The sequence below is a fragment of the Halomonas daqiaonensis genome, assembly GCF_900109725.1.
Taxonomy (GTDB): Bacteria; Pseudomonadota; Gammaproteobacteria; order Pseudomonadales; family Halomonadaceae; genus Halomonas; species Halomonas daqiaonensis.
This window is the reverse complement of sequence record NZ_FOBC01000019.1, coordinates 19,232-33,796: the sequence shown is the minus strand read 5'-3', so window position 1 is coordinate 33,796 and position 14,565 is coordinate 19,232. Positions and strand designations below refer to the sequence as shown.

Here is a 14,565-nt window from a genome sequence, read left to right as displayed (position 1 = left end):
AGCTACTCTTTTAAAACACCACTCCTTCGAGGATCGATTCCTTCGTGTCCCTAGCCAAGCTGTTTTCCCTGATCCAGTACCCCATCCCCCACCACCTGCTCTCACGGCTGGTGGGCGGGCTTGCCGACTGCCGACTGCCCTGGCTGAAGAACGCCCTGATCAAGGCCTTCATCCGGCAGTTCAAGGTCGATATGAACGAGGCCATCGAGTCCGATCCCACGGCCTATGCCACCTTCAACGACTTCTTTACTCGCGCCCTGGAGGAAGACGCCCGCCCTATCGGCGAAGGTCTGGCCTCTCCCGCCGACGGGACCCTATCGCAGTTCGGCGCCATCGATGCCGGCCAGCTGCTCCAGGCCAAGGGACACCGCTTTTCGCTGATGGAGCTGCTCGGCGGTTACGGCGAAGCGGCCCGCCGCTACCTCGGTGGCAGCTTTGCGACCATCTATCTCTCGCCAAGCGACTACCACCGCGTCCACATGCCAATGGGTGGCACCCTGAGGGAGATGGTCTATGTTCCGGGCCGGCTCTTCTCGGTAAACGCCGCCACCACCAAGCATGTTCCCAACCTCTTCGCCCGCAACGAGCGGCTGGTGTGCCACTTCGATACCGAGCAGGGCCCCATGGTAGTGGTGCTGGTGGGGGCGATGATTGTCGCCGCCATCGAGACGGTATGGGCCGGTCAGATCACGCCCCTGCCCCGAGACGGCGTGCAGCGAATCCGCTTCGATACGCCGGTACGGCTGGAGAAGGGCGAGGAGATGGGGCGCTTCAAGCTAGGCTCCACGGTAGTGATGGCCTTCGCCGAGCCGGTCACTTTCGCCGATTCCCTTGAGCCCGGCGCCAAGGTACAGATGGGGCAGTCGCTGGGAAGCTTCTAACAGCGCGATGTGGCGAAGGCCATCACCTCCGCCACGCTCTGCTTGCCCAGCGCCAGCTGGATCAGCCGGTCGAGACCCAGCGCAACGCCGCTGCCTTCGGGCATGCCACTGACCAGGGCCGCCAGCAGACGGTGGTCCACATCTACCTCGGGCAGGCCCGCGGCACGACGTGCGGCGTTGTCCGCGGCGAAGCGCGCCGCCTGTTCCTCGGCGTCGGTGAGCTCGTCATAACCGTTGGCCAGCTCCAGCCCCTCCAGATAGAGCTCGAAGCGCGAAGCCACCCAGGCGCCATCCTCGGGGTCGCGATGATGGCGCGCCAGGGCGGCCTGACTGGCCGGATAGTCCACGACCACATCCAGACTAGCTCGCCCGAGGTAGGGCTCGATTTCGAGGCTCATCAGCAGGTCCAGGCAACCCTCGCGATCACTGTTGGCCATGTCCAGACCACCCCGCTGCCCGGCCAGGCGCCTCAGCATTTCGAGGGGCACAGTGAAGGGGTCGATGGCCAGGGACTCGCGGAACAGCTCGCGGTAGCGACGCCGCCGCGACTGTCCGAGGTCACGGCCCAGCACGGTGCTCACCAGCGTAGCGGTCTCCTCGATCAGCTGGTCGAGATCCAGCCCGGGGCGATACCACTCCAGCATGGTGAACTCGAGGTTGTGGCGCCGGCCCACCTCACCGTCACGAAAGCTCCTGGCCAGCTGGAAGATCGGCCCGCTGCCGGCTGCCAGAAGCCGCTTCATGTGGAATTCCGGTGAGGTCTGCAGCCAGAGCCGCTGGCGTCCGACCGGGGTGGTGGCCTCGGCAGAGAGAGAGGCCAGATGGACATCGGTACTACCGCCGTGACCCAGCACCGGTGTCTCGACTTCCAGCACCCCACGATCGGCGAAGAAGGCGCGCACCCTCGCCAGCAGCCGAGCACGCTCGCGCAGGGTCTCGAGGGCTGCCGTAGGACGCCAGTCGTCGACCATCAGGCGCGGGAGACGTACTCACCGGTGCGCGTATCCACCTTGAGAACCTCGCCCTCCTCGATGAAAAGGGGGACCTTGACCACCGCGCCTGATGAAAGGACTGCTGGCTTGGAGCCGCCCTGGGCGGTATCACCCTTGAGGCCCGGATCGGTCTCGGTCACTTGCAGCTCGATGAAATTCGGCGGACTGACGTTGATCACGTTATCGTTCCACAGCGTCACAGTGTAGGGAACCTGCTCCTTGAGCCACTTCTCGGTATCCCCCAGGGCCTTCTTCTCCACGGCATACTGCTCGAAGGAGCCATCGGTCTTCATGAAATACCACATGTCACCGTCGTTGTAGAGGTACTCCATTTCCAGCTCGAGGACATCGGCGGCCTCCAGAGAGTCGCCGGACTTGAAGGTGCGCTCCCAGACGCGGCCGGTCATCAGGTTGCGCAGCTTGACGCGATTGAAGGCCTGCCCCTTGCCGGGCTTGACCAGCTCGTTCTCGACGATGCTGCACGGATCACCGTCCAGCATCACCTTCAGCCCGCCCTTGAATTCGTTGGTAGAATAGTTGGCCATGATGTCTTACCCATATTCGAGCGCGCCACCGGCAATGGCCGGGGGCGCGCGTAAGCAGATGAAGTTCGACGGGGCGCTTGCTCCCGTTCGCATTGACTGGTGTGCCGCATGATAACCCGAAGCAGCGCCCTTTTGCAGCGTCCCGACCGGCATGAGCCCAGCCCCCTGGCCATCCAGGCACGCTGGCAGACCCAACTGGCCAGGGCGATCCGCGACCCTCGTGAGTTGTGCCGCCGCCTAGGGCTCGACGAGGCCTGGTTGCCGGGTGCCGAGGTGGGCCATGCGCTGTTCGAGGTGCGCGTGCCCGAGGCCTACCTGGCGCGCATGCGCCTCGGCGATCCGTCCGACCCCCTGCTGAAGCAGGTGCTGCCACTGGCTGAGGAAGCAGTGCCGATGGCCGGCTATGTGGCCGATCCCCTGGCCGAGGCCGAGCATGCGCCCGCGCCGGGGCTGATCCACAAGTATGCCGGCCGGGTACTGCTCATCACGAGCCCCGCCTGCGCGGTGAACTGCCGCTACTGCTTCCGCCGCCACTTTCCCTACGAGGAGAACGCCCCCTCGCGGGCCCAGTGGGACACCACCCTGGACTACCTGCGAGCCGACGCATCGCTCCACGAGGCCATCCTCTCCGGCGGCGATCCCCTGGCCGCCAGCGATCGACAGCTGGCCTGGCTGGTCGAGCGGCTGGAGGCCGTCCCCCACCTGAAGCGGCTGCGGATCCACACCCGACTGCCAGTGGTCATCCCCGATCGCATCGACGACGCCCTGCTCGGTTGGCTCGCCACCACCCGCCTGCAGACGGTCATGGTGCTGCACATCAACCATGCCAACGAGATCGACGAGGCGGTCATCGCGGCATGCCAACGTCTGAGCGCCGCCGGCGTGACGCTGCTCAACCAGAGCGTGCTGCTGCAGGGCGTCAACGACTCGGTAGAGTCCCTGGCAGCACTGTCCGAGCGGCTGTTCGAGGCCGGCATCCTGCCCTACTACCTACACGTGCTCGACCCGGTGGCCGGGGCGGCCCATTTCGACGTCTCCGACGACCAGGCCCGCGAACTGGTCGCGGGCCTTCGGGAGGTACTGCCAGGTTTCCTGATGCCGCGGCTGGTAAGGGAGATACCCGGTGAGACGAGCAAGACACCCCTTTGAACGGGAAGCTATAAGCTGTAAGCCAGAAGAAACCCCCAAGGCTCAAGGCATTGGGGGTTATAACTCACGGTGTCGTGGGCCGAATCAGCCGTCTCTCGACTACTTCGCCCCGGCCAGGCTATCTTCGGTGACGTTGGGCGCCGGGGCCCGGGTGGAGAGGTGGCGATTGAGGGCGCTCATCACCGCCTTCATGGAGGCGCTGGTAATGCTCTCGTCGGTTCCTACACCGAAGACCGCCTCGTTGCCAGCACGCACCTCCACATAGGCGATCGCTTCGGCATCGGCCCCCTGACCCCGGGAGTGCTCGTGGTAGTCGATGATTTCCACGTCATGACCGGCGGCGGCCAGCGCCTTGATGAAGGCGGCCAACGGACCATTGCCCTCTCCCTGAATGGTACGACGCTCGCCGTCCTCATCGATGGTCGCCTCCAGATGCACCTTCGGGCTATCAGGCTCGGAGGAGAGGCGATGGCCAGCCAGCGCAAAGGGCGAAACCTTGGCCAGGTACTCGTCGACGAAGGCCTGGTAGATCATCTGCGAGGTAATCTCGCGCCCCAGGCGGTCGGCCACCTCCTGCACCACCTGACTGAACTCCATGGAGAGCCGGCGCGGCAGCTCGATACCGTGCTCCTGCTCGAGCAGGTAGGATACCCCACCCTTGCCGGACTGGCTGTTGACGCGGATCACCGCCTCGTAACTACGGCCGACATCCAGCGGGTCGATGGGCAGGTAGGGAACTCCCCAGACAGCATCCGGGTGTTCACGACGCTCGGCCATGCCCTTCTTGATGGCATCCTGGTGAGAGCCGGAGAACGCCGTGAACACCAGGTCGCCGACATAGGGATGTCGCGGGTGCACCGGCAACTGGTTGCAGTGCTCCACCTCGCGCATGATCGGCGTGATATTGGAGAAATCAAGCCCCGGGTGAACGCCCTGGGTGTAGAGGTTCATGGCCAGCGTCACGATGTCGACATTGCCGGTGCGCTCGCCGTTGCCGAACAGGGTACCCTCGACCCGGTCACCACCGGCCATGATGCCCAGTTCGGCGGCGGCCACGCCGGTACCGCGATCGTTGTGGGGGTGCAGGCTGACGATCAGGCTCTCGCGGTTGGCGACGTGACGACAGAACCACTCGATCTGGTCGGCATAGTTGTTAGGCGTGGCGACCTCCACCGTGGCAGGCAGGTTGACGATCATCCGCTTGTCGACGGTCGGCCGGTAGACACCCGCCACCGCCTCGACGATCTCAACGGCGAAATCCATCTCGGTGGTGGTGAACAGCTCCGGCGAGTACTGGAAGGTCCAGTGGGTCTCGGGGGCCTCCTCCATGCGGCGACGAATCTGGGTAGTCGCTTCGACGGCGATCTCGATGCACTCCTCCTTGCTGACGTGGAAGACCACGCGGCGGAAGACCGGGTCGGTGGCGTTATAGACGTGGACGATGGCATTCTTCGCCCCCTTCAGCGCCTCGAAGGTGCGATCGATCAGGTGAGGCCGAGCCTGGGTCAGCACCTGGATGGCAACGTCATCGGGCACCTTGTCCTGCTCGATCAGGGTGCGCACGAAATCGAAATCGGTCTGCGAGGCCGATGGGAAGCCGACCTCGATCTGCTTGAAGCCGATCTTGACCAGCAGGTCGAAGAGGCGCTGCTTGCGCTCCTGATCCATGGGGTCGATCAGCGCCTGGTTGCCGTCGCGCAGGTCGACGCTGCACCACTGCGGCGGCGTCTCGATGCGGCGATTGGGCCACTGGCGGTCGGGCAGGTCGACGGCCACGAAGGGACGGTACTTGGTGGCGGGGTTGTCGAGCATCATGGTGGCGTTCTCCCTGGTGTGCGGCGGCATTCAGAAACGACGACGCCCCGCAGGCCGTGAGGCGCGCGGGGCGTCGTGAAAGTCGGAATCGTCTGACGCTTCCCAGCGGCATGCCTGAGAGCATGCACGGGGGACGGCGACAGCGACAGTATTCATGGGGCCAGTACTGCTTGTGGTGGACATCTTGAACCTCGTTTCGACCAGGACGTTTTCTCTAGCGGCTAGCGAACCAGTGGCGATGCGGCGGCACCGCCCGTCGCACTCAGCGGCAGGCTAGTAGTAGTCGTAGGTCGAGAACGAGGTGGCAAGATGTCGTCTTCATACCAACTAGAAAATCAGTCTCCACCGTGCTTGTCAACTCTGGCATCGCCACGGCCGGCCCCCAGGGTCGCCTCCATGCGGTCGAGCTGTTCACGCAGTTGGCTGACATCTTGGCGCAGGCCATGTAGTACGGCGGCCTCGCCCTCCCCGTTTTCCAGCTCAATGGCCAGGCTCTCCTTCTGCATCACGTCGAGCACGATACCAATCATCATGTTGAGGAAGATGAAGGCGTTGAGAAAGATGAAGGTGAGGAAGTAGATCCAGGCGTAGGGGTAGTCCTCCATGACTGGATAAAGCACTGCTGTAGCCCAGCTCTCGAAGGTGGCCACCTGGAACAACGTCAACATGGACACCGAGATGTTGCCCCACAGCTGCTCGTCAACGCTGGCGAACAGGAAGCTGCCGATGGCACCGTAGATGTAGAAAATGATGAACATCAGCAGTGCCACATAGCCCATGCGCGGGATCGACTTGAACAGTGCAGCGATCAGCATGCGTAGCTCGGGGATCATCGACACCAGGCGCAGTACGCGGAAAATACGCAACAATCGAGCCAGCAGAACCATCTCCGAATCGTCCAGGGGTACCAGACTGGCGGTGACGATCAGGAAGTCGAACACGTTCCAGCCACGCCTGAAAAAATCGCGCAGGCGACGCTCAGCGGCCATGCGGATCAGGATCTCCACCAGGAAGAACACCGTGACCGCAGTGTCCAGCGCCAGGATCAACTCCTGGAAGCGGTTGGTCTCCTCCTCGTAGGTCCGGGCGCCGATCAGCAGTGCCGAGACGACGATGATGGTGATCACCGTCAGCTCGAAGGCCTTGTGGGCGCGCAGCCGCTCGAAGCGATCGCGCCAGGTCTCGAAACTTGCACTCACGATTCCTGCTCCTCCAGGTCTCCCTGGCGATAGCCGATAAGGTAGAGCACGGCATCGAGCCCCAGGGTGGAGATCGACTGGCGCGCCTGGGCCTGCACCAGGGGCTTGGCCCTGAAGGCGATGCCGAGGCCGGCGGCGGCGAGCATCTTGAGGTCATTGGCCCCGTCGCCCACAGCGATGGTCTGTTCCATGGCCAGGCCCTCCCGCTCAGCGATCTCGTGGAGCAGCTCGGCCTTGCGGTCGGCATCGAGGATCGGCTCGCGGACCTCACCGGTGACCTTGCCATCCTCGATCAGCAACTCGTTGGCATGGATCTCGTCGAAGCCGAGCCGCTCCTGCAGGTGGCGAGCGAAGTAGGTGAAGCCGCCGGAAAGGATCGCCGTGCGATAGCCCAGCCGCTTGAGGTGACGCATCAGCCTCTCGAGGCCATCCATCAGCGGCAGTGACTCGGCGATCTCGGCCAGCACCGACTCGTCCAGACCCTTGAGCTTCGCCATGCGCTCGCGGAAGCTCTGCTGGAAGTCGAGCTCGCCGCGCATGGCCCGCTCGGTGACCTCGGCGACTTCCTCACCAACACCGTGGCGGCGGGCCAGCTCGTCGATCACCTCGGTCTGGATCAGGGTGGAGTCCATGTCGAAGCAGACCAGGCGACGATGCCGGCGCCAGATGGAATCCTCCTGGAGGGCGATGTCCACGCCATGCATGGCGCCCAGCGCCAGCGCCTTCTTGCGCAGGGCGTCGAGGTCAACCTCGTCGCCGCGCAACCAACATTCCACGCAGGACCCGTGGTCGGGCATACCGCCGTCGAGCGGCTCGCGACCGGAGAGGCGGTGGATCAGCTCCACGGTTAAGCCATGTTCGGCGGTCAGCGCCCCCACCTCGGCGAGGATCCCCGCCGGCAGGTGCGGCGCCAACAGGGTCAGGATCAGCCGCGGCTGGCTCGCCTGCACGCTCCAGCGCTGGTAGTCCTCGGCACTCACCTGGATCGCCTGGATATCCAGGCCCAGGCTGTCTCCCGTCGCGGCCAATGCACCCTCCAGGTCGCTCTCCCTCGGAAGCCCCACCAGGGCCTCCAGGGAGACGATGCCGAAGGTCACGCTCTGGTTGATGTCCAGCAACCGGGCACCGCTGGTTGCCAGCGCCTTGCCCAGGCCTGCCAGCTGGCCGGGACGCGCCACACCGGTGGCGCGGATCAGTACTCGTCGTGTCATGTTAACCCCAGTTTCGAGCCGTAAGCCGTAGGAGTAGGAGCCCGATTTATCGGGAGAATTGCGAACAGTTACCGATGTGTCGAGCCATGAATAAACCCGGTTCCTACACCATGCTCCTGCCGCCCGTCCCTTAGGAGCCGAATTTATCCAGCGATTGGAGACGTTGGCCATCGCGCGATAAATCGCGCTCTTACAGCGAGTTCATTCGGCGAATTCCAGCCGGTCCACCTTCTGCAGGCCGCGGGGCAGCTTGCTGCCGCGACGGCCGCGCTCGCCACGGTAGTAATCCAGGTCGCTGGCCTTGAGGGTCAGGTGACGCTTGCCGGCATGCACCACCAGTGCCGCCCCGGCGGGCAATACCACCAGGTCGCGCACGAACTCCTCGCGGCGAGTGGCCCGAGCACCGGGAATGTCGAGCATCTTGATGCCCTTGCCCTTGGCCATCTCGGGCAGCTGTTCGAGCGGGAAGACCAGCAGCCGTCCCTCATTGGAGATCGCGGCCACACTGGCGCCCTCCTCGGCCGGGACCTCCAGCGGCGGCAGCACGTTGCAGCCCTTGGGAACGCTCAACACCGATTTGCCGGACTTGTTCTTGCCCACCAGTTCCTCGAGCCGGGCCACGAAGCCGTAGCCGCCGTCGGAGGCCAGCAGGAAGCGCCTGTCCGGCGGGGCCAGCATCAGGCCGGCCATGTGCGCCCCGGCCGACACGTTGACCCGTCCCGTGACCGGTTCGCCCTGACCCCGTGCACTGGGCAGGTTATGGGCCGACAGCGTATAGGCCCGCCCGGTGTCGTCGAGCAGTACCAGCGGCTGGTTGGTCTTGCCCCGGGCGGCGAGGTGGAAGCGATCGCCGGCCTTGTAGGAGAGCCCGGCGGGGTCGATCTCGTGGCCCTTGGCGCTGCGGATCCAGCCCTTCTCGGAAAGCACCACGGTGACCGGGTCGGCGCCGACCAGCTCGACCTCGGAGAGCGCCCGGGCCTCCTCCCGCTCGACCAGGGGGGAGCGGCGAGCATCGCCGTGCGCCTCGGCGGCGGCGCGCAGCTCCTCCTCGATCAGGTCGGTGAGCGCGGCTTCGCTGCCGAGCAGCTCCTGCAGGTGCTGGCGTTCGGCCTCGAGCTCGTCCTGCTCGCCGCGGATCTTCATCTCCTCGAGCTTGGCCAGGTGGCGCAAGCGCAGTTCGAGGATCGCCTCGGCCTGGCGATCGGAGAGCCCGAAGGCCTCCATCAGCGCGGCCTTGGGTTCGTCTTCCTCGCGGATGATGCGGATCACCTCGTCGATATTGAGGTAGGCGGCCAGCAGACCCTCGAGGATATGCAGGCGATCCTCGACTTTGCCCAGGCGATGCTCGAGCCGCCGACGCACCGTGGCACGGCGGAAGCGCAGCCACTCGCCCAGAAGATCAGGCAGCGCCATGACCCGCGGGCGACCGTCCAGCCCGATCACGTTCATGTTGACGCGGATGTTCTTCTCGAGGTCGGTAGTGGCGAAGAGATGCGCCATCAGCGCCTCGATATCGACGCGGTTGGAGCGCGGCTCGATCACCAGCCGCGTCGGCTCCTCGTGGGTCGACTCGTCGCGCAGGTCGGCGACCATGGGCAGCTTCTTGGCCTGCATCTGGGCGGCGATCTGCTCGAGCACCTTGGCCCCGCTCACCTGGTAGGGCAGCGCAGTGACCACCACGTTGCCCTCCTCGCGCACGTAGCGGCCACGCAGCTTCACCGAGCCGCGACCGCTCTCGTAGAGCTTTCGCAGGTCGCGGCGCGAGGTGATGATCTCCGCTTCGGTGGGAAAGTCCGGCGCCGGCATGTGCGCGACCAGGTCCGTGGTAGTGGCATGGGGATCGCGCAGCAGATGACAGGTCGCCTCGACCACTTCGCCCACGTTGTGGGGCGGGATATCGGTGGCCATGCCCACGGCAATGCCGGTGCCGCCGTTGAGGAGCACGTGGGGTAGGCGCGCCGGGAGTACCACCGGCTCGTTCATGGTGCCGTCGAAGTTGGGGGTCCAGTCCACGGTGCCCTGGCCGAGCTCGGCGAGCAGCACCTCGGCGAATTTCGACAGACGCGCCTCGGTGTAGCGCATGGCGGCGAAGGACTTGGGATCGTCCGGGCTGCCCCAGTTGCCCTGGCCGTCCACCAGCGGGTAACGGTAGCTGAACGGCTGGGCCATCAGCACCATCGCTTCGTAGCAAGCGCTGTCGCCGTGGGGATGGAACTTGCCCAGCACGTCGCCGACGGTACGTGCTGACTTCTTGTACTTGGCGTTGGCGCCCAGCGCGAGCTCGCGCATGGCGTAAACGATGCGCCGCTGCACCGGCTTCATACCGTCGCCGATGTGGGGCAGAGCCCGGTCGAGGATGACGTACATCGAGTAATCGAGGTACGCCTTCTCGGTGTACTCGCGCAGCGAGAGGCGCTCGACGTCGCCCTCCGCCACCTGGATATCCATGGTCATATGGGGATCAGACCTCTATGTCTGCGAGGTTGCCGTAGTCTTCGAGCCAGCTCTTGCGGTCACCGGCACGCTTCTTGGCCAGCAGCATGTCCATCATCTCCATGGTGCCGTCGCCGACCTCGCGGGTGAGCTGCACCAGTCGGCGGGTCTCCGGCGCCATGGTGGTCTCGCGCAACTGCAGCGGACTCATCTCACCCAGGCCCTTGAAGCGCTGCACGTTCACGGTGCCACGCTTGCCCTCGAGCTTGCGCAGGATGGCCGCCTTCTCGCTCTCGTCCAGGGCATAGTGCACCTCCTTGCCCAGGTCGATGCGGTAGAGCGGCGGCATGGCCACGAAGACGTGGCCGGCATCCACCAGCGCCGGAAAGTGGCGCACGAAGAGTGCGCACAGCAGGGTCGCGATATGCAGGCCGTCGGAGTCGGCATCGGCAAGGATGCAGATCTTGTGGTAGCGCAGCTTGGAGAGGTTATCGCTGCCGGGATCCATGCCCACGGCCACGGCGATGTCGTGAACTTCCTGGGAGCCATAGATGTCGTGGGACTCCACCTCCCAGGTATTGAGGATCTTGCCGCGCAGCGGCAGGATCGCCTGGGTCTCGCGGTTGCGTGCCTGCTTGGCACTGCCGCCGGCGCTGTCGCCCTCCACCAGGAAGAGCTCGCTGCCGGCCGGGTCCTGGCCCGAGCAGTCGGCCAGCTTGCCGGGCAGGGCCGGGCCCGAAGTGACCTTCTTGCGCGCCACCTTCTTGGAGCTCTTCTGGCGGCGCTGGGCGGCATTGATCACCATCTCGGCCAGGGCCTCGGCCTGGTCGACGTGGTGGTTGAGCCACAGCGAGAAGGCATCCTTGACCACCCCGGAAACGAAACCTGCCACGGTGCGCGAGGAGAGTCGCTCCTTGGTTTGGCCGGCAAACTGCGGCTCGAGCATCTTCACCGAGAGCACATAGGCGACCCGCTCCCAGAGGTCCTCGGCGGTGAGCTTGACGCCCCGGGGCAGCAGGCTTCGGTACTCACAGAACTCGCGCAGGGCATCGAGCAGGCCGGCGCGCAGACCGTTGACGTGGGTGCCGCCCTGGGGGGTGGGAATCAGGTTGACATAGCTCTCGAGCAGCGGCTCACCGCCCTCGGGCAGCCACTGGATGGCCCAGTCCACGCCGTGTTCGTCATCGGAGAAATGGCCGATGAAGGGCGAGGCCGGCAATACCTCATAGCCGTCGGTGGCCTGGGCCAGGTAGTCGCGCAGGCCATCCGCGTACTGCCAGACGCTTTCGTTGCCGTCGGGCTCGACCAGGGTGACCTTGAGGCCCGGGCAGAGCACCGCCTTGGCGCGCATCAGGTGCTTGAGCCGCGTGAGCGAGAGCCGCGGGCTGTCGAAATAGCTTTCCTCGGGCCAGAAGCGCACCACCGTACCGCGGGCCCGCTTGGGAGCACTGCCGATCACCTGAAGTGGAGAGGCCTTGTCACCGTGCTCGAAGGCCATGCCGTGGCGGTTGCCGTCACGCAGCACCTCGATCTCCAGGCGCTTGGACAGGGCATTGACCACCGAAACCCCGACCCCGTGCAGGCCGCCGGAGAAGCGGTAGCTCGACTGGGAAAACTTACCCCCGGCATGCAGCCGGGTCATGATCAGTTCGACGCCGGAGACACCATGCTCGGGATGGATGTCGATGGGCATCCCGCGGCCATCGTCGGAGACCTCGACGCCACCGTCCTCGAACAGCCGCACGGTGATCTCACCGGCATGGCCGGCCAGCGCCTCATCGACGCTGTTGTCGATGACCTCCTGGACCATATGGTTGGGCCGCGAGGTGTCGGTATACATGCCGGGGCGCTTGCGCACCGGCTCGAGACCGGAGAGGACCTCGATAGAGCTGGCACTGTATTGCGTCATGCATCACCCAAAGTGGTTGCGATCGTTCGTGTCGCCCGGGATGCCGGCGCCCTTTGCCTCTGGACTCTGACTAGCGGACAAGCCTGGCACCAGGCGGTGACCACCGTGAGCGAGGACCGCCGGCAGGTAGTCGGCCAGCGCCGCGAAACCGTGATCTCCCTGCGGGTGCAAGAGGGTCCTGGCACCACGATACAGGGCAAAGGCCTCGGCCGGATCCAAGGTCTCGTCGGCGGTGCCCAGCAGCAACAGATAACGCTCAGCCGTGACCCGCTCGGGCGTCAATGCCTCGAGCTCGTCGAGGTGCGCGGCTTCGATGGCGAAGCGTTCGCCGGTATAGGCGTTGTCGAAACGCTCGCCGAGCCAGTCCGCCACCAGCCGGGCCGGGTGCACCGCGGGGTTGATCAGCACCCCCGCCAGGTCGTGGCGCTCGGCGATCAGGGTCGCCAGGAAGCCGCCCATGGAACTGCCCATCACCAGAGGGCGCTCACCCAGCTCATCAAGCCGGGATTCCGCCAGCGTGAGTGCCGCCGCCGGCCGGTGCGGCAGCTGCGGCGTCGTGCAAGGCAGGCCGAGCGACGCACAAGCATCACGCACCAGCACCGCCTTGGGCGAGCCGCTGCCGCTATTGAACCCATGGAGGTAGAGGACCCCACTGGCGGTCTGCAGATAGCGAGTGGCACTCAGCATACCGCAACCCCTGTACATGCAGCCAGTATCATCACGCGTTGCGCTCCGCCGCCCAGACGGCCTCGATCAAGCCGCGAGTAGAATCGTCCATGTCGGCGATGTCCGCCTGGTGCTCGAGGATGCGCTGGGTCTCACCGGCAATCTTCTTGCCGAGCTCCACGCCCCACTGATCGAAGGGGTTGATATCCCAGATCCTCGCCTGGACGAACACCTTGTGCTCGTAGAGCGCGATCAGCGAGCCGAGGGTCGCCGGGGTCAGCCGGTCGAGCAGCAGGGTGCTGGAGGGCTGGTTGCCGCGATAGCGCTTGTGCGCCGGGCGTGGGCCATCGTCCTCGATGGCCTCGTCGCCGAGCATCAGCACCCGCGACTGGGCGAAGCAGTTGGCCAGCGCCAGACGATGCTGGCTCTTGAGATGCGCCCGTGTGGCGCTGTCCTCCACCTCATCGTAACGAAGTAGAGGCGCGATGAAATCACACTCCACGGCCTGGGTGCCCTGGTGGAGCAACTGGTAGAAGGCATGCTGGGCATTGGGCCCAAGCTGGCCCCAGAGCACCGGACAGGTGGAATAGCCGACCCCGCGCCCGTCGTGGGTCACCGACTTGCCGTTGGACTCCATCTCAAGCTGCTCGAGGTAGGCGGCGAAGAACTCCAGCCGACCGTCGTACGGCAGGATCGAATGGGCCCGGATATCGAGGAAGTTGACGTTCCAGATCCCCGCCAGGGCCAGCAGCACCGGCAGGTTGTCGACAAGCGGCGCCTCGCTGAAGTGGCGATCCATGGCATGCGCCCCAGCGAGCAGCTCGCGGAAGTGCGGCATGCCCACCATCAGGGCGATGGGCAGGCCGATAGCCCCCCACAGCGAATAGCGCCCCCCTACCCACTCCCAGAACGCCAGCTGATGGTCCTCGGCAATACCCCACTCATTCATCTTCTCGGGACTCGCCGAGACGCCGATGAAGTGCTGGCGCATCACCAACTCGGCATCGACGCCTTCCTCACGGTTGTCGCCCATCAGCCGACCCATCAGCCAATCCTGAGCAGTGCGCGCATTGGAAAGGGTATCGATGGTGGTGAAGGACTTCGACGAGAGCACGAAGAGGGTCGTTTCGGGATTGAGTCGTGCCAGGTAGTCGGCCAGTTGGGAGCCGTCCATGGTCGAGGCGAAGTGCACCTCGATGGTGTGCACGCCCTGCGGCCGGTAGTCGGCCAGGGCATGAGTGACCATCAGCGGGCCCAGGTCCGAGCCGCCGACCCCCAGGTTGACCACGTCACGGATCGCCCGGCCGGTGGCGCCTCGCCACTGCCCGGCGTGGAAGCGCTCGACCATGGTGGCCATGCGCTCGAGGGTCTTGTGCACCGAGGGCACAAGGTCCTCGCCCTCCACCACCAGGCTGGCCTCCGGCGGCAGCCTCAATGCGGTATGCAGGGCCGGCCGGTCCTCGCTGCGGTTGACCCGCTCCCCGGCGAGCAGGCCGCGAATCGCCTCGGGCACCTCGGCCTCCCGGGCCAGGTCGAGCAGCCGCTCCAGGGTCTCGTCGCGCCAGCGCTGCTTGGAAAGATCCAGGGTCAGGCCCGCCGCCTGTCGAGTGAAGGCCGCGTGGCGATGCAGCGCGCCCGCAAACAACTCACTCAGATGGGTAGAGCGCATCTCGCGGGCGTGCGCTGCCAGAGCCTGCCAGGCCTCGCGCTGGTCAATCGTGGGGTGCGGCATGGCCTCCTCCTGGACGTCCTGTCGTGCAGCCGG

Annotated in this window: 11 protein-coding genes; 2 read left to right on the top strand and 9 right to left on the bottom strand. The window is 65.4% G+C overall.

Translation table 11 applies throughout. The features are described from left to right. Positions 1–44: 44 nt before the first annotated feature. Positions 45–881: an archaetidylserine decarboxylase gene (gene asd / locus BMY30_RS14160; protein WP_089714831.1), complete on the top strand. Its 837-nt coding sequence runs from the start codon at positions 45–47 to the stop codon at positions 879–881. Here asd and epmA read toward each other — a convergent pair. Both epmA and efp read right to left on the bottom strand, forming a co-directional pair. After that, on the bottom strand, positions 878–1,852 hold the full coding sequence (epmA, locus tag BMY30_RS14155) for an EF-P lysine aminoacylase EpmA (protein ID WP_089714828.1): 975 nt from the start codon (positions 1,850–1,852) through the stop codon (positions 878–880). The genes asd and epmA overlap by 4 nt on opposite strands. Next, positions 1,852–2,418: an elongation factor P gene (gene efp, locus BMY30_RS14150; protein WP_089714826.1), complete on the bottom strand. Its 567-nt coding sequence runs from the start codon at positions 2,416–2,418 to the stop codon at positions 1,852–1,854. Before efp ends, epmA begins: the two co-directional genes overlap by 1 nt. Positions 2,419–2,526: 108 nt before the next feature. On the opposite strand from efp, the gene epmB reads away from it, so the two are divergent. Beyond that, positions 2,527–3,567: an EF-P beta-lysylation protein EpmB gene (gene epmB, locus BMY30_RS14145; protein ID WP_089714824.1), complete on the top strand. Its 1,041-nt coding sequence runs from the start codon at positions 2,527–2,529 to the stop codon at positions 3,565–3,567. Positions 3,568–3,666: 99 nt separating this feature from the next. Here the strand turns inward: epmB and leuA are convergent, their stop codons facing one another. From leuA to pgi, 7 genes are all read right to left on the bottom strand, one after another. Further along, a complete protein-coding gene (leuA, locus tag BMY30_RS14140) occupies positions 3,667–5,382 on the bottom strand; it encodes a 2-isopropylmalate synthase (RefSeq protein ID WP_089714823.1) in 1,716 nt (571 codons plus the stop codon). Between the two features lie 335 nt (positions 5,383–5,717). Continuing rightward, positions 5,718–6,581 carry an ion transporter gene (locus BMY30_RS14135; RefSeq protein WP_089714820.1) on the bottom strand — a complete coding sequence of 288 codons (864 nt, stop codon included), beginning with the start codon at positions 6,579–6,581 and terminating at the stop codon, positions 5,718–5,720. Beyond that, entirely contained in the window at positions 6,578–7,792 is a 1,215-nt protein-coding gene (gene serB / locus BMY30_RS14130) for a phosphoserine phosphatase SerB (RefSeq protein ID WP_089714818.1), read from the bottom strand. The genes BMY30_RS14135 and serB overlap by 4 nt, the downstream gene beginning before the upstream one ends. Positions 7,793–7,993: 201 nt before the next feature. Beyond that, positions 7,994–10,246 (bottom strand): DNA topoisomerase IV subunit A, encoded by a 2,253-nt coding sequence (gene parC / locus BMY30_RS14125; RefSeq protein ID WP_089714816.1) that lies wholly within the window; start codon positions 10,244–10,246, stop codon positions 7,994–7,996. Positions 10,247–10,253: 7 nt separating this feature from the next. Continuing rightward, positions 10,254–12,134 carry a DNA topoisomerase IV subunit B gene (parE, locus tag BMY30_RS14120; RefSeq protein WP_089714814.1) on the bottom strand — a complete coding sequence of 627 codons (1,881 nt, stop codon included), beginning with the start codon at positions 12,132–12,134 and terminating at the stop codon, positions 10,254–10,256. 3 nt (positions 12,135–12,137) lie between these two features. Then, positions 12,138–12,821 carry a YqiA/YcfP family alpha/beta fold hydrolase gene (locus tag BMY30_RS14115; RefSeq protein ID WP_244516223.1) on the bottom strand — a complete coding sequence of 228 codons (684 nt, stop codon included), beginning with the start codon at positions 12,819–12,821 and terminating at the stop codon, positions 12,138–12,140. Positions 12,822–12,852: 31 nt separating this feature from the next. Continuing rightward, entirely contained in the window at positions 12,853–14,532 is a 1,680-nt protein-coding gene (pgi, locus tag BMY30_RS14110) for a glucose-6-phosphate isomerase (protein ID WP_089714810.1), read from the bottom strand. Positions 14,533–14,565 lie beyond the last annotated feature (33 nt).

Coding starts and splice junctions, on each gene's coding strand:
- epmA (WP_089714828.1), bottom strand. CDS start 1,852: ATGGTCGACGACTGGCGTCCTACGGCAGCCCTCGAGACCCTGCGCGAG.
- efp (WP_089714826.1), bottom strand. CDS start 2,418: ATGGCCAACTATTCTACCAACGAATTCAAGGGCGGGCTGAAGGTGATG.
- epmB (WP_089714824.1), top strand. CDS start 2,527: ATGATAACCCGAAGCAGCGCCCTTTTGCAGCGTCCCGACCGGCATGAG.
- leuA (WP_089714823.1), bottom strand. CDS start 5,382: ATGATGCTCGACAACCCCGCCACCAAGTACCGTCCCTTCGTGGCCGTC.
- serB (WP_089714818.1), bottom strand. CDS start 7,792: ATGACACGACGAGTACTGATCCGCGCCACCGGTGTGGCGCGTCCCGGC.
- parC (WP_089714816.1), bottom strand. CDS start 10,246: ATGACCATGGATATCCAGGTGGCGGAGGGCGACGTCGAGCGCCTCTCG.
- parE (WP_089714814.1), bottom strand. CDS start 12,134: ATGACGCAATACAGTGCCAGCTCTATCGAGGTCCTCTCCGGTCTCGAG.
- BMY30_RS14115 (WP_244516223.1), bottom strand. CDS start 12,821: ATGCTGAGTGCCACTCGCTATCTGCAGACCGCCAGTGGGGTCCTCTAC.
- pgi (WP_089714810.1), bottom strand. CDS start 14,532: ATGCCGCACCCCACGATTGACCAGCGCGAGGCCTGGCAGGCTCTGGCA.